19 protein-coding genes are annotated in these 17,600 nt (G+C 34.5%); 12 read left to right on the top strand and 7 right to left on the bottom strand.

What is annotated here, in order from left to right; genetic code table 11:
- The 8 genes from J3U69_RS09985 to J3U69_RS09950 all read left to right on the top strand — a co-directional run.
- Nucleotides 1–233: hypothetical protein (locus J3U69_RS09985; RefSeq protein ID WP_267413960.1), on the top strand; the 233-nt coding region annotated here is incomplete at its 5' end.
- 52 nt (nucleotides 234–285) lie between these two features.
- Nucleotides 286–1,167: a DUF4097 family beta strand repeat-containing protein gene (locus J3U69_RS09980; protein WP_267413958.1), complete on the top strand. Its 882-nt coding sequence runs from the start codon at nucleotides 286–288 to the stop codon at nucleotides 1,165–1,167.
- 260 nt (nucleotides 1,168–1,427) lie between these two features.
- Nucleotides 1,428–2,279 carry an Rgg/GadR/MutR family transcriptional regulator gene (locus J3U69_RS09975; RefSeq protein WP_267413956.1) on the top strand — a complete coding sequence of 284 codons (852 nt, stop codon included), beginning with the start codon at nucleotides 1,428–1,430 and terminating at the stop codon, nucleotides 2,277–2,279.
- Nucleotides 2,280–2,846: 567 nt separating this feature from the next.
- Entirely contained in the window at nucleotides 2,847–3,170 is a 324-nt protein-coding gene (locus J3U69_RS09970) for a hypothetical protein (protein ID WP_267413955.1), read from the top strand.
- A gap of 84 nt (nucleotides 3,171–3,254) precedes the next feature.
- Complete coding sequence (locus J3U69_RS09965) at nucleotides 3,255–4,445, top strand: hypothetical protein (protein WP_267413954.1); 1,191 nt, start codon at nucleotides 3,255–3,257, stop codon at nucleotides 4,443–4,445.
- Nucleotides 4,442–5,053 (top strand): ATP-binding cassette domain-containing protein, encoded by a 612-nt coding sequence (locus J3U69_RS09960; protein WP_267393663.1) that lies wholly within the window; start codon nucleotides 4,442–4,444, stop codon nucleotides 5,051–5,053. The genes J3U69_RS09965 and J3U69_RS09960 overlap by 4 nt, the downstream gene beginning before the upstream one ends.
- A 5-nt stretch (nucleotides 5,054–5,058) precedes the next feature.
- Nucleotides 5,059–6,219: a hypothetical protein gene (locus J3U69_RS09955; protein ID WP_267413953.1), complete on the top strand. Its 1,161-nt coding sequence runs from the start codon at nucleotides 5,059–5,061 to the stop codon at nucleotides 6,217–6,219.
- Between the two features lie 104 nt (nucleotides 6,220–6,323).
- Complete coding sequence (locus tag J3U69_RS09950) at nucleotides 6,324–6,986, top strand: type 1 glutamine amidotransferase (RefSeq protein WP_267413952.1); 663 nt, start codon at nucleotides 6,324–6,326, stop codon at nucleotides 6,984–6,986.
- 399 nt (nucleotides 6,987–7,385) lie between these two features.
- Here J3U69_RS09950 and J3U69_RS09945 read toward each other — a convergent pair whose 3' ends face one another.
- From J3U69_RS09945 to J3U69_RS09930, 4 genes are all read right to left on the bottom strand, one after another.
- Nucleotides 7,386–7,550 (bottom strand): helveticin J family class III bacteriocin, encoded by a 165-nt coding sequence (locus J3U69_RS09945; RefSeq protein ID WP_267413951.1) that lies wholly within the window; start codon nucleotides 7,548–7,550, stop codon nucleotides 7,386–7,388.
- A 19-nt stretch (nucleotides 7,551–7,569) separates the two neighbouring features.
- Nucleotides 7,570–8,268, bottom strand: coding sequence for a helveticin J family class III bacteriocin (locus J3U69_RS09940; protein ID WP_267413950.1), 699 nt, complete (start codon nucleotides 8,266–8,268; stop codon nucleotides 7,570–7,572).
- Between the two features lie 191 nt (nucleotides 8,269–8,459).
- Nucleotides 8,460–9,920 carry an SLAP domain-containing protein gene (locus tag J3U69_RS09935; protein ID WP_267413949.1) on the bottom strand — a complete coding sequence of 487 codons (1,461 nt, stop codon included), beginning with the start codon at nucleotides 9,918–9,920 and terminating at the stop codon, nucleotides 8,460–8,462.
- 265 nt (nucleotides 9,921–10,185) lie between these two features.
- Complete coding sequence (locus J3U69_RS09930; protein WP_267413948.1) at nucleotides 10,186–10,728, bottom strand: SLAP domain-containing protein; 543 nt, start codon at nucleotides 10,726–10,728, stop codon at nucleotides 10,186–10,188.
- 213 nt (nucleotides 10,729–10,941) lie between these two features.
- Here J3U69_RS09930 and J3U69_RS09925 point away from each other — a divergent pair, with 213 nt between their 5' ends.
- Entirely contained in the window at nucleotides 10,942–12,318 is a 1,377-nt protein-coding gene (locus J3U69_RS09925) for an MFS transporter (protein WP_267413947.1), read from the top strand.
- 79 nt (nucleotides 12,319–12,397) lie between these two features.
- Nucleotides 12,398–12,685 (top strand): MazG-like family protein, encoded by a 288-nt coding sequence (locus tag J3U69_RS09920; RefSeq protein WP_220268613.1) that lies wholly within the window; start codon nucleotides 12,398–12,400, stop codon nucleotides 12,683–12,685.
- A 208-nt stretch (nucleotides 12,686–12,893) separates the two neighbouring features.
- Here the strand turns inward: J3U69_RS09920 and J3U69_RS09915 are convergent, their stop codons facing one another.
- The 3 genes from J3U69_RS09915 to J3U69_RS09905 form a co-directional block, all read right to left on the bottom strand.
- A complete protein-coding gene (locus J3U69_RS09915) occupies nucleotides 12,894–13,784 on the bottom strand; it encodes a DUF4097 family beta strand repeat-containing protein (RefSeq protein ID WP_267413946.1) in 891 nt (296 codons plus the stop codon).
- 291 nt (nucleotides 13,785–14,075) lie between these two features.
- Nucleotides 14,076–14,552, bottom strand: a complete 477-nt coding sequence (locus J3U69_RS09910) for a nucleoside 2-deoxyribosyltransferase (protein WP_103753028.1) — start codon at nucleotides 14,550–14,552, stop codon at nucleotides 14,076–14,078.
- Nucleotides 14,553–14,573: 21 nt separating this feature from the next.
- Entirely contained in the window at nucleotides 14,574–15,374 is an 801-nt protein-coding gene (locus J3U69_RS09905) for a tyrosine-protein phosphatase (RefSeq protein ID WP_267413945.1), read from the bottom strand.
- Nucleotides 15,375–15,524: 150 nt separating this feature from the next.
- Between J3U69_RS09905 and J3U69_RS09900 the strand changes: the two genes are divergently transcribed.
- Nucleotides 15,525–15,992: a universal stress protein gene (locus J3U69_RS09900; protein WP_220220259.1), complete on the top strand. Its 468-nt coding sequence runs from the start codon at nucleotides 15,525–15,527 to the stop codon at nucleotides 15,990–15,992.
- A gap of 503 nt (nucleotides 15,993–16,495) precedes the next feature.
- Entirely contained in the window at nucleotides 16,496–17,425 is a 930-nt protein-coding gene (locus tag J3U69_RS09895) for a phosphate/phosphite/phosphonate ABC transporter substrate-binding protein (protein ID WP_267413961.1), read from the top strand.
- The last annotated feature ends 175 nt before the right edge of the window (nucleotides 17,426–17,600 follow it).

Genomic DNA, 17,600 nt, shown 5'->3' with positions numbered 1-17,600 from the left:
ATGATGTTGAAGTTGAAGATTCCAAGATACTTGGCAACAGTTCGTTTAGTCTGCATGAAGGAGACTTCATCATGTATGATTCACCAAAGATTGGTTATAACCTATCATGCAGCAAAAAAAATAAAATTAAATTCTTCGGTAAGTCGCACCCGAATCATTTTGAGCGAACCATCAATAATAAGCCAATACTTACTGTTAAGGCTAGGAAAGGAGACATCCATATCTTCGATTAGATAGCAGACTTTTAAAAAAATAGTTAACGTGAATAGAATAGGAGGAATAATTATGAAGAAAAGATCTCAAATAATATCTTTAATAGGAATTATTTTAATATTAATTAGTGGCATTCCAGTTACAAGAGCCTTGAATTTTCAAAATACTAATGCTAAAGCAGTGTCACAAAAGGCACCTGCTAGCCAAAAAGTTAGTAAAACCTTTAAAACGGCAGCATTCAACCAAGTTAAACTTGATACTGATCGCTCAAGTCTAAAATTTATTGTAGGCGAAGATTTTCATGTCACAGTTAGTGGGAAGCTTAAATCTCGTATTACGGATACGAAAGTTACAGTTGATAATAATCAACTAACTATTTATGATAAGCCAGTTAAGCATCATAATTATGGTGGCTACTTAGTTACAGTAACTGTACCTGATAGAAATACTATCGAAAAGATTTCAGGAACATGTAACTTGAGCGACCTTAGTTTTAATGACTTAGCCATCCCATATATTGATCTCAAGGCACAATACGGTGATGTTGTTATGAACCACGTAGATTCTAAGAATGTTCATTTAAACCAAAAATATGGTGATTTAAAAATAAATAATTCTTTAGTAGAAAATGGTACGGTTAGCTTGGATGTTGGTGATGTTATTATAACTAATAGTCAATTCATGATTAATGCGGCATTAGGTAAAAAAGGAAATTGTAAATATGGTGATGTCAAGATTAGCAACTCAGTAATGACTGGTGACAGCTCATTTAGTCTGATTAATGGTGATTTTAGTATGACCAATGCGCATAAGATGAGTTATAAGTTGTCAACAAAATTAAAGAGGAAAATCAAAGTAAATAATCGGTCATATTCGAAGCATTACTCCAAGATTTTGAAGAATAAGCCTCTACTTAAAGTTACTAATAAAAATGGTTATATTAAAATTTATTGAATTCAAAAAGCTATGAACATAATACAAAAACAACATTACAACCGTATTTATAGACTAGTCTAATGCTGATAGGTTGGAAGTAAGGCTGGAGTAAGCGCCAATAAATATTGGATCACACAATATAAAAAATGAAATGATCAATACTTTAAAATAATTAAATAATAGGGCTAAATTTAAGAATCATATTAAACTCTTAGTACTTCTCAATTTGTAGCTTTACAATATTTGAGTCTTATTCAATTTTTCATTGAAAGGATTATATGAATAATAAATTTGGCGAAAAATTTAAAGAAATAAGAAAACAAAAGGGGATAAGTTTAGACACAGCTTCTCGTGATATTACTTCTAAGTCTTCTTTATATTATTGGGAAAAAGGGCAGGCTAATATGTCTTTTGAAAAAGTGATTGCAATGCTTGACCGTATGCGTATTAAGCCGTCTGAGTTTGTCACGGACAGTTTAAGCGACAATCTTGATTTTAAAGAAATATCTTTCGCATATTATCATGATAATGATCAACGACTTAGAGAATTGGCGACTATATATTTAAAAAGTAGTCAACAAAATCCTTATAATCGAACACAACTATTAAGAGCAGCAATTGCTTGTAATTTATTAAAAGCTGATACAGAAATTAATTTGTTCACGCCTAGAGATTTAAGTAGGTTAGAGGAATTACTTTCAGAAATTAAAAACTGGTATTACGAAGATTTGTTTAACTTTGGCAATACACTTTTCCTTTTACCAGGGAAGCGTGTTTTTGGATTAGCGCATACACTTTTAGTCAAATATCAGAAAAATGATAATGATTATCAGTGGCAACACGCTGCTGTAGCGACTCTAATTAATGCCGCTTTTTCTTTACTTTATACCGATTTCTATTATGCGAGAAAACTGCATTTCGAGTTGAAAGCTTTAAAGCTAAGTGATAATTATGCCTACGAAAAAATCCGATTAAAATTCCTTGATGAAGTATTTTTATTTATAAGAACAAAAGATGACTCAAGAATTAAAGAATCTTTTTTTCCAATATTAGACTATTTAAATTTCCCACAACTTAAATTATCAATACAAAATACTTTTTCTCAATTAAAGCAACTATATAATAGCTAGTTTGCTAATAACAGCTATATCACAACTTAAATTTTTAAAAGCTTTATTAAAGGTAAAAATAGTCCTGAAAATTAGACAACAATCAGGGCTATTTTTTATTGCTAAATTATCCAAAGGATAAAAGTTAAACTCTTGTTATCAATGGCAACAAGATCATTCAATTACATATTTAGTGAAACCCAGTTATATTAATGATTCTAATCTGTACTACTTGCTTCGTTTACTTGATTATCAGTTCTTACCCGCTCCTATGAATATCTATTGATACTGTACTAATGCAGACCCAGGCCCTAACCAGCAGTTGGTACGCTCATTTAAGTGGAACTTAAAAGTATAGCTATTTTAGTCAGATTAAACATGTATTATTTTGATTGCATTTCTATATGCCTTACTTCATAAATTAATGGTAATAGTACTTTTATAATTATGTTAATGCTTTAATCATTAATAATTAATTTATTTTTTATTATTTTTATTGATAATTAATAAATTAAATGTTAATATTTTAATAACATGTGAAGCGCTTAAACATGTAAATTTAATTTAAATATAATAAAGGAGAACATTATGAAAAAAATTCCTATTAAGCGGCTTATCGCTTCCTTAAGTTTAATTGTTGGACTTACAGGGACTGTTAATGTGATGGCGGATACAGTTAATCCAGAAGATGTTCAGCCATACTATGAACAATATGGTCCAAGAATTCCGGCGATTAAATCATATACATATGATAAATATGCTACTTCTAGTACTCAATATAATAAACGTGACTATACATATGTAAATATACCACCCAGCTCTCGTCAAACAGGTTGGACAGAAAAATATCGTGGTCGGGTAGGTGGTAAAGTTACTTGGACACGCATATACTCTTATTCAGGAGGATACTAAATTTTAATTGAATAATTAAATTATTAAGGCTGTTAGATAAAAACTTCTAACAGCTTTTTGCTAATTTGACAAGAAGGTGTAAAAATGCAATATTTCAAATTACAAATCAAACGAATATTAAAGAGTAAGTTCACCTGGATAAGTTTAATATTAATACTTTCAATTTGTGCTTATTTTTTAAGAATAAATTATATTGTTAATAATGTGGATAGTCATGATCTTAGTCAAGCAAAGTCCAATTTGATTATTCAGCAGCATAATATCAAGTATTTTGGCAAGGCACTAAAGGATTCTAAGCTAGGTACGCAAGAAAAAAAGCAAATGACAGGTGATCTGAAAGAAGCTAAAAGTACCTCTAAAGAACTACAGACTTTAATTGGGGCACTTAAAAATAATGATTGGAAGACCGCATATCCAATTATGATTAGACAAGAAAAAAGAAATCTTGCTAGTGCTAAAAAAGATAATTTAGATAATGCTTTATTGGCCATGAGTAAAAGAGATCTGCGTCAGTTAGAGATTCTGGCTAAGCTTCAGATACCAAAAGAGAACTATGAGTCTATCAAAGGTGGCTTTTTCGTTTTACAAATGATGGAAACTACTATACCACCACTAGTTGTTTTAGCTGTTATCTTTATTCTGGTTAAAATTTATTCTGCTGGGTTTTTTGAGCGGATGCGATTGGGTAATTTGCTGCCACAAAAAAAGTTGACCTTAACAGAGTTTTATACTGGCACAACCATTGGCTTTGGTTATTTCTTGCTAATCTTTTTCTTGATTTTTCTTTTGCCTAGTATTTTCTTTGGGACAGGAAATTTTAATTATCCGATAACTGCGATGAATCCCCAAGCCAAAGAATATATTTTTATTCCCATGTTCAGGCTATTTTTACCAACACTGTTTTTAGAATTGCTTAGCTTTGCTTTTATTGCAGCAGTTGTTTTACTAATTATTCAGTTGTTTAAGAGACGCTTAGTAGCTTTACTTTTGTCCGTTTTTCTTTTAGTTGGAGGCATGGTATTGCCGCAATTTGTAATTGGCGTGCGTAGCTTTGCCCAATATTTGCCGATGTCTTATTTCTTTGCATTGCAACCGGTCGAAGGGATGTTTGGTATTAGCAATGCTTATACCTTTGCTGATGAAAATCAACTGGTTACTTATCCACAAGTCAATTTTAGAAATGGGGTTATCGTACTTGTCATTGGGACAATCGTAATTTTGCTCTTAAACTGTCTCATTGCTAAGAGTACGCAAAAGGGGAGGAAAATAAAATGATTGAGGTAAAAAATTTAAGTTTGACTTTGCGTGAGCCAATTTTACAAAATGCCAACTTTGTTTTTCAAGACGGGCAGATATATTTACTACAAGCACTAAATGGTACTGGTAAGACTAGTGTGTTACGAACTATGGTCAGTTTACTCGCACCAGATGCGGGTCAGGTTTCATTTGATGGTCATGAATTCACGGAAGTCAAACAGCAGGTCTTTTATTTAGAAACTGCGGATTGGTTTGATAAAAATCTTTCTGGATTAGATTACATGCAATTTGTAAAGCAGGAATGGCAGTCGGACCAGAAGATTGAAACTGAAATTAATCGCTGGCAGATGGGTGACTACGTTAAAATGCCAATTAGGAAATACTCGCTCGGGATGAAACAAAAACTTCTAGTGTCACTTTATAGCCTAAGCGGTGCAAAATATTTGTTGATGGATGAAATCAATAACGGCTTAGATGAAGATAGTCGACAGGTCTTGTATCAACAACTTGTTGCCTTAAAAAAGCATGGTAAGTTAATTATCATGGCTTCGCACTATCAAGATGAAGTTGCCAGTATTGTTGATCAAACCCTAACATTGAAAAAACAACGTCTAGTGCAGGAGTAAGGACTATGGCTTATTTTAAACTGCAGGTAAAAAAGGTGTTAAAAAACAATCTGACCTGGATATCCTTAATGATAGTGCTGTTAGCAGTCGGATTGCTTTTAGCCTATAACGCAGCGGCTCCTGATCAGTTATCACTGCATACTCAGGTCACTCAGGACTTAAGGCAGAACGAAAAAGAACAGGCACGATTCAAAGCAAATTTGGCGCAGCATCCTGGGAGCAAGTCTGATAAGGAGCAATTAACAATAATTTCCAAGCAAATTAACAGTGATAAAGCTATTTTAATAGCTTTAAATCAACAGAATTGGTCAACTGCTTACCGATTGATGATTAATCAGAATAATCAGCGTCTTAAACAAGTAAAAAGTGATAATAGCGAACTTAAAGAGCATCTTAAGCAAAATAATCTTCACCTTGGCGTATTGCTACAAGCAAATGTTCCTGAAGAAAATGAACTTCATCCTAAGAGAGGATTCCTATTCATATTCAAATTGCTAGAGGGACTATTACCGATATTGGCAGCTGTTATGCTTTGCTTTATTTTAAGTAATTTGTTTACTGCCAAATACGTAGATCGTTTGAACCGTGCCACTCTGTTACCAAATGATGAGACAACAACGATTGATTTGATGACGGGATTACTTGTAACGTTTGTCTTAATTTTAATAGTAAGCTCAGTCGCCTTTGGTATTAGCAGTTTGCTATTTGGATCTGGCTCGCTTTCATATCCGGTGCAAGCATTTGCGCTACCTAAAGAAGCACCGCAATACCTACCTTTAGCTGCTTGGTTAGTTCCAACTATTGGATTAATGGTGTTGGCATTTATCTTTATGGTAGTTTTAATTCAGTTTATTGCGCAAGTTAGTTGTAACCAACTGAGCTGTCTTTTTATTTCATTGGTATTACTGCTTGGTGGAGCAGTTTTGCCACTACTGATGCAGTCGGTAGAAAAGCAGGCACAGTTCTCGTTTGTGCGCTACTTACCAACGACTTATATTCTTGCCTTTCAAGTAGTAACCGGTCGTTTCGGACTTGCACTACGTGATTTACACCTTAATTTTGCCTCGGGCTGTCAGGTTTTAGTAATTGCAATTGTTGCTTTAGCGATTCTTAATCTGTTATGGCCTAAAATAGCTCAACAAGTGGGACAATATTTTTCAAAATAATTGCTTAGCTAAAAATTTACTAGGCATATTAAGCAATTCATGCAAAAAGTTGTAAATAGCGGTAAAGTATAAAGTAATCTTTTGAAAATTATGGGGAGGTTACAATGATTGTTAATGTTTTGCAGCACACACCAAATGAAGGCCCGGGATCGATTCAAAAATGGGCTCATTTGCATCACCATGAATTTTATGTTTATCATCCCTACCAGTTTGGAATTTTGCCCACGGCAGAAGAAACAGATTTTCTGGTAATTTTAGGCGGACCAATGAGCCCTAATGATGACTTGCCTTGGATTAAGCAAGAGCGGCAATTAATTAAAAAGTTGTTGGCCAGAAACGTTTCCATTTTGGGTATCTGTTATGGAGCACAGCAAATTGTCAAAACTTTAGGTTATCAAGTTAAAAAGGCCCCAGTTAAAGAAGTGGGCTGGGGGCCAGTTACGGTGCAAACTAATATGATTAAAGGTTTGCCACATGAACTGACGGTTTTACACTGGCATGAAGAAATGTTTGAGATTCCGCAGGAAGCCAAGATTTTGTTTTCTAATGATAATTTACAAAATCAGGGTTTTGTTCTTGGTAAGCAGGCAGTAGGCCTACAATTTCACTTAGAGCCCGAAGAAGATAACTTGAAAGAAATTGTGGTCAATGATGCCCAATACATTTCAGATTCGGTCTTTCAGCAAACAGCAGAGCAGATTATCTCGGCGCCGATCCCGCCAGCAAATGAAGCAGCAATGTTCAGTATCTTGGACTATTTAGCTTAAAGCATTAGCTAAATTATAAGTTGATTAAAGCCCCGTCTCTCAAAACTAGCTAAAGTTATTTTTGGGGTATTTTTGCTATTTATGTTTATTGATATGAGTTATCAAGGCAATGATAAATAATAGAGTTTAATAAATATAGACTTTCTTAAAGGTTTATAACTTATTTTTCGTTATATAAACCTAACTAGAATTTTCTCTTGTACATATCTTTCTGACACAAAAGGTTATGAAGAACAATGACTACTTTTTAAGTGAAGATATAATTTATGCGCTATCTGCTTAAAATAGAATTTTTGAGAACAAACAAAAAGAAAGATTGAAAATTCAATCTTTCTCTATACTATATGGGGCTAAATTGTAAGTAATGATTTAGGTTAATGAAATTATGTTTACTTCAAATTACCATTGAACTTCATAAATACGGTTAGCTACTGTACCCCACTTACCAGTACTTAACGATCCATGATAAGCAACAGTTAGGTAGAGATGATTTTCACTAATAACTTGAACACTTTCAAGTTCAGTTGGATGTCCACCAAAGTCAATAGTGTAATTATCCGTCAAATCTATATCTTCCCACATATCAGGAGTTGTTGTACCCCCAAGGAATCTTATAAATATCACGTGGTTCAGAATCAGTAGCAAAGTCAGAAGGTGAATATTCACTGGAAATATAAATATTAAGGTTGTCGTCTAAATCAATTCCCTGAATTGAGCCAATAACATTTCTGTCAGTCAATGAAGGAATCACAAAGCTTCTGATTACTGGTAAAGTTCCAATGTTAACATTAGTGGTACCAGCTGCATCTAAAGCATTATTTATATCATTTAAGTAGTACAAGGAGAAATAGCCGTTACCACTTTTGTCAATAACAGATACTAAGAAGTATAGATAATTTGGTGATACCGCAGCTTCCGATCTATCAAGGTCCGCACCTGAAAGACCAAAGCCTCCCGCTAAGTTTAAGTGAGATAACCGCGGTAATTCGGTATTAGAATCATAATTAGCTCTTCCTGGAATTTTAACTCTTGCAATCTGAGTATCCCAATAATAGTTGCCTGAACCAAGCTTACCTTTGGTACCAATGAACCAGCAACCCGGTTTGTTGGCGTATTCCCAAGTTTGCGTGTGCCCACCTGCTAAATTACCTGTAAACTTAACAACTTCATCACCATAAGTAATTTGATCTTGTGGACGTGCACGAAAAAACATAGTTATCAGTTGAGTGATGTTGCAAAGCATAAATATAGCCTGAACCAACATTTCCCTTTTGAACGACATTGTGATACATTCCACGTGAATTGACAAGACCCGTAGTTAATTTATATCTTAAAGATATGAATGGATTATAAATTTTACTCATAATTAAATACAGCACATATGTTCGTGTAAAGCAAACGTATGTGCTGTATTTTTTCAAAAAAATAGCCCCTCTTAAAATTTCGGGACTATACAATCTTTTTAACTAAACTTTATTCCGGCATTGTCGATTCGGTAGCGTCATAAATATTGTGTTCATCAGCGGATAACAGTGCTAATTCTTGTTGTTGTTTCAATACTTGAGTAATTTGTTTTACTTCTGCAGTACTTGCCGTATTGGAATCATTAACTTTTTTCGCATATGCTAATGCAGCATCGTAGTTAGGTTGCTTAAATTGCTTATAATTTGCATTCGCTTTAACTGTTTTTTCTTGGTCAATCAGTTTTTGCAATTCTGTCTTGTCAGTCTTTGCAGCTATCTTAGCGTCAGCCTTAGCTTCTTCTGCTGTATTAATTGGGGTTAATTGGGGGCCGGATAGATATTGTCCAGCTGCGGCTTTAATAAAAGTCATATTATCTTTGTTATTTTCGTCAAATACGCGATTGGAAAGACCGTTACTTCGTGCTAAATGATAGTAAAGTTCGGCTTTGTTATCTTTATTTGACCAAATATAGAGGGATTCATCCACGGGAATCTTATCACCCTTGATAAATGGTGTTTTTGCTTCACCAGATGTAGCATTACCACCTAGAAATTGATTCGGCTTAATGTCTCCATTGATATCATAAGTATTGGTAGCTCTATTAATTAAGACATATGTATTTTGGGTAAACGTCAATAGTTTTTGCCGTGGCTGCTTTTTGGCGATTTTTTTAGCAAAAAAGCCAGTTTTAGTTCCACTCAGGCGAAAACAAACAACTGTCGAGGGATCATACTGTATCAAGGAAACGCGGTCTACTTTAACTTTTTGGCCCGGCTTTACCATCACTTTTTCTTTTCCATAACCGACTATAAACTTCATAGGTGCATTAATTGTTACAGTTGCCTCAGCGTTATAGAGCGGCTTATTATCAATTTTTTCGACATTGGCCGCATTAATGTAGCCGCCATCGCCGATATTGTAATAGTACTTAGTACCAATCTTCTCATATGGCAGCCAAGACTGATTATAGTTATCATCGTCTAGTAAAAAGTACTGCTTGCTGTCGCGATCGGTCTTTTCAACTGTTCCAGAATATTTGACTGGCGTTCCTTTCAGCAGGTGAGTGTTGCTTTTACGGCCACGAAACTTAGTCAAGCGTTTGCCATCTTTATCGTAAACATAAGAATTATAGTTTAATTCTAAGTTACCTGGCTGTATTTGGTTATTAATGGCGCCTACATTAGCCGCTTTAATATAAGTACCACCAGTCAAAGGATAATAATTACTGCCTTTAATAGTAGAAATTTTATTTGTCCCGTTAACGGTTGCACCCATTTTTAAAGTTTTCTGGCCTTGGTAATATGTGCGTTTGCCATGTGCATTATATACATAAGAATTATGATTAAGCTTAAAAGTAGTAGCTTTGGCTGCCTGTACAGTAGGGCTAGGGGTTAGTACCGCAGGCACAATTGGACTAAGGGCAAGAAAACTTGCAATTGAACCAAAAATAATTTTTTTATTTAAATTCATATAATCACCTCAGAAATAGAAATAAGATTTTCACATTAATTATAGAACCTTATTATTTGCTTAATATAGATATTCAAAGTAAACATAGCATAGAATAATTATCTGCTTTTTGAGATATATAGGTTATATCTTGCTAGAATATCGAAATGATAACTTAACATTTTAATTAAAAATGATTATCTGTTCGCTTAACTTACATTACATAGCTTTAAATATTGCCGCTTAGAAGCCTCGCAGTGCGGGGCTTTTTTGTAAAAATAGGTCTTCATTTAGAACCTTTTCTTTCGCTAGCGACGACTGCGGCTGAACTAGAACCAGTTGTTTGGCCTAAAGCACTAGCCTTAATGTACTGTTTAGCAGGGCCACCGATGCGGTAATATAATTGACCATTTTTGAACTTGAATGGATTGCCATAAGTGAGCACTTCTGTGCCTTTTTTAATTGGACTAGTTTTTACCTTTTTTGAGCTAGTGGCATAGACAAATGTATTCTTGCAAACTTGGCGGATGACACCATCAATGTTACTTGCCTTAAGATATTGATTCTTGTTTTTTACTTTATAATATGGAGTGCGGTTTTGGGGACTGAGTTTTACTGGTATTTCACTGACCTTAACTTTGCTATAGGGATAATATTTTTGCGTCGTTTTTTGGCCGGTTTTTGTATAAATTCGCGCTGTATGCATAATTGTTTTAGTAACAAAATGGCTGCTAGCAGCATAATCCGTATTAATCTGCCCATTGAAAATAGTGGTTGCGCCAATCACGAAAGCAGCAATTAATAAGTGACTAATTATTTTTTTATTCATTATGCAACTCACCCCTCTCATCCCTTTGCCTTAATTATAGCTCGTTAATTTCTCAAAAAATCACTTATCTTGCAATTAAAATCTAATAAGAAAGCCAGTTTATTAGGCAATTTGAATCAGATGGTGCGTTCTTGATTGATAAATTAATTGGATGCTTTATGCTATGATACTAAAAAATGGTCCATATTATTGCAAAAGCTGAAGGAGAATTCAATGAATCAAAATCACAGACTTATTAGATCAATTTTTGCAATTGGCATTCTTAGCTTCTTAGGAATTGTCATTGAAACAGCACTAAACATTGCATTTCCCCAGCTAATGATGGAATTTCATCTGGGACCAGCAACAATTCAGTGGTTAACGACAGGGTATATGCTTGTTTCAACGGTGATTGTTCCTTTTGGTTCATATTTACGAAAAAGATTCCGTGCTGTCGGTCTTTTTCGTGCTGCAGTATTCAGCTTTCTTCTAGGAACAATTTGTGCTGCAGTAGCTAATAACTTCACGCTGCTTTTGTGCGGCCGACTATTGCAAGGTGTAGCTAATGGGATTAGCTTGCCCCTAATGTTTTCAATTATTTTGGAACAGGCCTCCAAGAAAAAAGTCGGCACTTTCATGGGTATCGGAACATTGGTAATTGCTTTTTCGCCAGCCGTTGGTCCAGTTTACGGTGGGATTGTAGTCAACTATTTGCCGTGGCAAGCGCTGTTTGCCTTTATTATTCCGGTAATTATTGCTACATGGTTGCTGGGTGAAACTAGCATCAGCCAGACTGTTAAGCCGCAAAAGATTCCCTTTGATTATCAGGGGGCGGCAACTTTAGCAATCTTTTTGGTTTCTACCTTATTTTTAATTTTAGGTTTTACCAGTCATAATAAAATTTTACTTCAGCTGATCTTGACACTTTTGGCACTTAGCAGTGGCGGTCTGTTTGTTTATCTTGAAAGAAAAAAGCCTCATGCGCTTTTAGACATGACGCTATTTAAGAGAAAACATTTTGACTTATTTTTAACGGCCTTTTTCTTATTGCAATTGATGTCGTTAAGCATGTCATTTTTAATTCCTAATGTTTTACAGATGGCCTTTAAACAGTCAACTGCAACTGCGGGGTTATTGATTTTGCCAGCTGCAATTGTCGATGCCCTTGTTTCAGCAATTGCTGGTGTTATCTACGACAAAGCCAATCCGCGTTTACCAATCATAATTGGCGTAGGCATTATCGCCGCTACTTTTTTAGTTGCACAAGTGGTTAGGCCAAGCGTGATAAGCTTAGTAGCCATTTATATTATTTTTATGCTGGGGCTAGGGCTAAGCTACAGTAATATAATGACACTTAGCTTGGAACAATTGAGTTCTGCTTCAACTAATGATGGCAATGTTCTTTATATGACGGCACAGTCATATTCTGGTGCGATTGGAACAGCATTGGCAGCATCATTGCTTGGATGGGCGCAAGCTAAGGTACCCAGCCAAGAACTTGGCACTCTAAATGGGTTAAAACTAAATTTAGTCGTCTTATTGGTTATTGGTTTAATAATCTTGTGCTGCATATTAGCGGAAGCATTTTTAAAGCGGGTAGCTAAAGACTAGGATACTAGTTACTGACTTAAATTAAGAAATTGGTGTCCATAAATATTAACTTTATATTGGTATTTAAGAGGAATAAAAAATGATAATAGATACAAAAAAGCTTCAAAAAGAAGTTCTTGAAAATAAGAAAAATCATGGTTTCAATACAACCGATATTGAGTTTGAGCTCTTGAGATTGTATGGTGAAACTAATGAACTCTTTGAAGCTTGGCGTAAGCAAGATAAAGAAAATATTGATGAAGAATTAGCCGATGTGGGCATTTTTTTATTAGGCATCTCAGAAATGCTAGGTAGTGATTTAGGAGAAGACATAACTAACAAAATGAAGGTAAATAGGAAAAGAATATATAAAAACAGAGATAAATAAATCATGGACTATTTGAGATTTTATCTTCTGGCTAAAATTTTAATTTGAGGGCAAAAACTCTATTAGAACGGCAGCGAGGTTAATACCTTTTTCAGTGCCAAGTTTTATTAAGTATTGTGGAACTGTAACATTTATACGAATGGTTTTTATAGGTGCCTATCTAGTTTTTTGCTTGCTTTTTAATCTTGAAAAACAAATTGATCAGAAGTTAGAAAATCTTGATATTACCGTATTTACCACGTATCTTTAATGTTGGTGCACCAGTTTCAATATGATAAAAAGGAGATAGTTTATGGTCGCCAAAGAATGTTATCTTAGCTGTAGGGTCGGTTTTTAAATCATAGCTTATTTTCGATAAACTATTTACTTTAAAGTCACCATATGTTGAAACCAATTTACTATTACCTAATATTTTTGACTTTTTAATTTTGAAATTGCCGCCCTCTGTTTTTCCGTTTGCTTTAAACTGACTATTGGTAATATTTATATTAGAGTAAGTAAAATTTAAACTTCCATTATTCAAAATTGATTTAGAAAGATTGAGATCACCTTCTTTTGATTTAAGAACGGCATTCTCTGTTTTGATGTTATTCAAGTTTATAGCGCCATAGTCTGATTTCATCTTAATATTATTGATATTTAGACTATCTAACTTAACACTTCCCATGTAGCTAAAACCAGCTACTTTTTTAATATTACTTGTATTTGGAACTAAGATAATAACTTGATACATACCGTCATCGTGCTTGTAAGCTCGCTCGCCATCATCGCTAACTGTTAATTTTCCGTTTTTGACATTAGCTTTTATTTTTTGAGGTTCAGTACCAACAATTGTTACTTGGTATTTTTTTCCTTGTGATATTTGAATCTCTGGCTCAGATGTGTGGAAGTCAACTTCATTAAATTCTTTGACATTAAATGTTTTTGTTTGTTCATCTTTATCGTTATTTTTTCCGTGTTTAGAAGAACGTGTGGTTTTTTGAATTCTAGTTTGATTACCAGTAGTATAGTTGTGTGAATTATATTGCCACCATCCTATGGCAATTAATAAGACAACAATTACGGCGGATACTATATAAAGCTTATGTCTTTTATTCATTGATTTTCTCCTGCTATTTTTAAATCTATATTTAATACTTTCGATGCTATATTATATATAATATAGCATTATAAATAATTATCAAGATAAAAATAATTATTATTTAATACCACAACTTTTTAAATCAACTGAAATAATTAGCTATAAAAAGTGCTTCTAATAATTAGATAATATGACTAATTATTAGAAGCATTTTTAAAGCGGGTAGCTAAAGACTAATATTTGAAATTACAAAAAATTGGACAAAAAAAGCTCTGCAACTATTAGCAGAACTTTTTTTAATTATTAAATTTAGTAAACAGCACCATCGTAGAAGTTGAATCGTGCCTTATCGAAGTCAAAGTCTTTTAATTCACTCATCTTAACAGCGTTATCGCAAACGCCCCAGCTCATTAAGTTGATTGGCTTACCGTAATCCTCGTCAGGGATGACTAAAACAACGTACTTGCCTTGTGACATGGCATAGCCTAATTCCATCCCTAAGCCAACATCTTCTTCATCTGGTAAGTAAACGCCAATCATGATGTCGCTAGCTTTGATTCCAGTTAAATCGCCCCGGTAAGTAGCAGTTGCCCATTCGCGATCGTGCAAGTATTCTGGATGTTTGCCGACATCAATTCCCTTGTATTGATTATCCAAAGGAACATAACTGTTTTCAAGGTCGATGGTTGGATTAGCTTCTAATGCTTTCATTGCATCATTGTAAGCCTTGTTTTGCTTATCGTTGAACCAGCCAGCACCAAAGTAAACGGTTTTCGCTTTTCCCATCATTTTCTCCTTTGTCTTTAATTAACTAAGATAAATTTTACGTAATTTACTGATCTCGTCATCAGTCAATTTCATCATATCACTTAAGTAGTTTTCTACGCCACCATAATTTTTATTTAATGTATCAATAACGTGATCGATGTATTGGGGATAAACAGTTTGTAAATCGTGTAAAATGCTCAAGCTAGTTTCATTAGCGCCTTCTGCCTTGGCTTTTTGTAAAAAGTCTTGCACGAAGTCTTTCGTAGCTTCATTAGTAAACATGTAGTCTTGCTTAATTGTTTCCAGTGAGACACCTAAAGCAGATAAGGCAAGTAGTGCAGCGAATCCAGTTCGGTCTTTGCCGGCAGTACAGTGGAAAATTACGCTTCTGCCTTCCTCGTCATTTGCCAATAAAATATCAAAGAAATTGCGGTAGGCTTTTTGCGCCGACTCGCTCTTAATCATGTCATCATATGCAAGAAACATGTGGTTGTAGCCTGCTTTAGGATCTTCTTCTTTTTCGCTTAAAATCTCGTTGATACCCTTGGATGAATCGGTTAAATCTTCACTAAAGACAGGATCGAAGTCATAAGTAGCACCGGTCGGAACACGATCAGGTTCTTTTTCTACTTCTTCTTTACTCCTGAAGTCGACAATATACTTGACACCGTAATCTTGTAAAAACTTCAAGTCTTGCTCGCTAAGTGTTGCTAGATTGGCAGTTCTAAGCAGTTTGTGCTTTTTGATAGTCTTGCCATCCTTAGTTTGGTAGCCGCCTAATTCACGAAAATTGCGGCCGTTCTTAATATCAAGTAGCTGATTTGCTAAATTTATGGTCATTGAATTATCCACCCTTATCTTGTGACATTTAAATACCATTTTAGCAATAAACGCTGGCGCAAACAATTAGAAAAAAAGTAGCTGTTTGCAAAATTATGTTAAAATGGATTGAGAAGAAAATTGTATTTTCTAAAGGGTGAGGACATAAGTATGAAACAAGACAAGATTTTAGTTCCAGTTGATGGTTCAGAGTCAGCTGAAAGATCCTTTGATAAAGCGGTTAAAATTGCCATAACAGAAAATGCTCATGTTGATGTGTTAAATGTAATTGATACGAGGCAATTCTTGGGTGAAATGCAGGACACACTGATTACAGGTGACACTGTTTATCAAATGACCCAAGATGCAGAAAAATATTTAAAGAGTCTCAAAGATTGGGCTCATGATAATTTAAACTTTGACGATATCGACTATCACATTCGCTATGGTAGTCCAAAAGCGATTATCTCCTATGATTTTGTTAAGGATCACCACGATAATCTAATTATTATGGGAGCAACAGGCTTAAATGCCGTTGAACGAATGCTAATGGGATCGGTAACTGAGTATGTAAACCAACATGCTTTAGCTGATGTTTTAATCGTTAGAACTGATATTGATAATAAACCAATAAAATAAAATTAGAGGCATCTGGCTTAACCCAGATGCCTTTTTTGTCTGTTACAAATCATTGCTAATTATGTTCGTGATTAGCATTATAATAAAGGCTTAATGAAAATATTACCGGTATTTTATTACACTATTGCGAATATTTATGCTATTATTTTCATGAAATGAACGTAAATTTTGCTAAAGGAAGGTTGAAGATGATGAACTTTAAAAAAGTAATAGCCAGGAACTTTTTACAGCCATCTTTGTCCGTAAGCAGAATTTTAGTTGTTTGTTTTGCTCATAATTATTTTAATTGGGACAAAATGTAATTTGGGTTACATTTTGTCCTTTTATTTTGGTTAGTTTTTGTCGCAGTTAAGAAAGAAGATGAGATCTTAAAGTTACTACATATAGGTGGCTGTCAATTATTCAGTGTTCAGGTTAATTGCCCAGTAAAAGACCTTGGGACTAATCTGCGACATTTAGTAGCAAAAAAATAGGTCAAATTTTTTAGGAGTCAAAAAATGAAAATATCCAAAATCAAGAAGTTTCTGTTAGCAACTTGCTTGCTATTATTAACCTTTGGCATAACGGCTTGTTCGAGTAATAAAACAAGTTCGAAAACCGATGCCACGCCCAAGTCATTGAATGTTCAATTTGTGCCCAGTGTTGCTGCTAACAAGCTTGAAGCACGGGCTAAGCCAATGGAAAAATTATTGTCAAAACGCCTCGGTATTCCGGTTCACGTTTCAATGTCGACTGACTACAATGGTTTAGTTGAAGCGATGAAATCTAAGAAAGTTGATGTTGGTTTCTTACCATCAGATGCTTATATTATGGCCCATAAGCAGGGTGCAGCTGACTTATTATTACAATCTGTTCGCTATGGCATTAAGCAGCCAGGCGGTGTAGCCACTAAAAAATTGGTAAATTATTATCGCAGTGAAATTGTCGTTAAAAAGGGCTCATCAATTAAGAATTGGAAAGATTTGAAAGGTAAATCAATTTCCGTTCAAGACATTACTTCAGATTCCGGTTACGTGTTCCCAGTTGCTGAATTGAAGAAGAAGGGGCTTGATGTCACCAAGAGTTGTAAGATTGTCTCCGTTAAAGGAGCTGATCAAGGCGTCTTGAACGTGCTAAACGGTGATACGGATGCTGCTTTTGTCTTTGAAGATGCCCGTAACAACGTCAAAAGCGATGAACCTAAGATTATGAGTCAAGTTGTGCCAATTTACTTCTCACAAAAAATCCCGAATGATACTATTTCAGTAATTCCTAGTCTGCCAAAGGCTTTCCAAAAGAAACTTGCTAAGGCATTTATTTCAATTGCTAAATCTAAAGAAGGTAAAAAGATTATTGAGGGTGTCTACAATCAGGAAGGCTATACCTACGCTAAGGACAGCGACTATGATATTATCCGGCAATACAATAAGATTGTTGCATCAACCAAAAAATAATCTGGTCGGTAATTGTTAAGAAATAGTCATTCTTTTTTGTAAAAAAGAAAGTTTTCCAACAAATTACTTTTCTAAACAAAACATTTCTGATATTATTTGTAAGAATAATTACGGACTGGCGAAGGGAGAGTGAGAAAACATGCAAAAGTATGAATTGCGCGCAGCGTGCATTGGT

This window comes from Lactobacillus sp. B4026, assembly GCF_026535825.1.
GTDB classification, from domain to species: domain Bacteria; phylum Bacillota; class Bacilli; order Lactobacillales; family Lactobacillaceae; genus Lactobacillus; species Lactobacillus panisapium.
The sequence above is the reverse complement of the archived record's forward strand: the minus strand, read 5'-3'. Positions and strand labels throughout refer to the sequence as shown.

What these genes read in the sequence shown, in the direction of transcription:
- J3U69_RS09900 (WP_220220259.1), top strand. Translation starts at nt 15,525, where the DNA reads ATGAAACAAGACAAGATTTTAGTTCCAGTTGATGGTTCAGAGTCAGCT.
- J3U69_RS09915 (WP_267413946.1), bottom strand. Translation starts at nt 13,784, where the DNA reads ATGAATAAAAGACATAAGCTTTATATAGTATCCGCCGTAATTGTTGTC.
- J3U69_RS09965 (WP_267413954.1), top strand. Translation starts at nt 3,255, where the DNA reads ATGCAATATTTCAAATTACAAATCAAACGAATATTAAAGAGTAAGTTC.
- J3U69_RS09950 (WP_267413952.1), top strand. Translation starts at nt 6,324, where the DNA reads ATGATTGTTAATGTTTTGCAGCACACACCAAATGAAGGCCCGGGATCG.
- J3U69_RS09910 (WP_103753028.1), bottom strand. Translation starts at nt 14,552, where the DNA reads ATGGGAAAAGCGAAAACCGTTTACTTTGGTGCTGGCTGGTTCAACGAT.
- J3U69_RS09980 (WP_267413958.1), top strand. Translation starts at nt 286, where the DNA reads ATGAAGAAAAGATCTCAAATAATATCTTTAATAGGAATTATTTTAATA.
- J3U69_RS09940 (WP_267413950.1), bottom strand. Translation starts at nt 8,268, where the DNA reads ATGTCGTTCAAAAGGGAAATGTTGGTTCAGGCTATATTTATGCTTTGC.
- J3U69_RS09930 (WP_267413948.1), bottom strand. Translation starts at nt 10,728, where the DNA reads ATGAATAAAAAAATAATTAGTCACTTATTAATTGCTGCTTTCGTGATT.
- J3U69_RS09905 (WP_267413945.1), bottom strand. Translation starts at nt 15,374, where the DNA reads ATGACCATAAATTTAGCAAATCAGCTACTTGATATTAAGAACGGCCGC.
- J3U69_RS09920 (WP_220268613.1), top strand. Translation starts at nt 12,398, where the DNA reads ATGATAATAGATACAAAAAAGCTTCAAAAAGAAGTTCTTGAAAATAAG.
- J3U69_RS09960 (WP_267393663.1), top strand. Translation starts at nt 4,442, where the DNA reads ATGATTGAGGTAAAAAATTTAAGTTTGACTTTGCGTGAGCCAATTTTA.
- J3U69_RS09975 (WP_267413956.1), top strand. Translation starts at nt 1,428, where the DNA reads ATGAATAATAAATTTGGCGAAAAATTTAAAGAAATAAGAAAACAAAAG.
- J3U69_RS09935 (WP_267413949.1), bottom strand. Translation starts at nt 9,920, where the DNA reads ATGAATTTAAATAAAAAAATTATTTTTGGTTCAATTGCAAGTTTTCTT.
- J3U69_RS09955 (WP_267413953.1), top strand. Translation starts at nt 5,059, where the DNA reads ATGGCTTATTTTAAACTGCAGGTAAAAAAGGTGTTAAAAAACAATCTG.
- J3U69_RS09970 (WP_267413955.1), top strand. Translation starts at nt 2,847, where the DNA reads ATGAAAAAAATTCCTATTAAGCGGCTTATCGCTTCCTTAAGTTTAATT.
- J3U69_RS09925 (WP_267413947.1), top strand. Translation starts at nt 10,942, where the DNA reads ATGAATCAAAATCACAGACTTATTAGATCAATTTTTGCAATTGGCATT.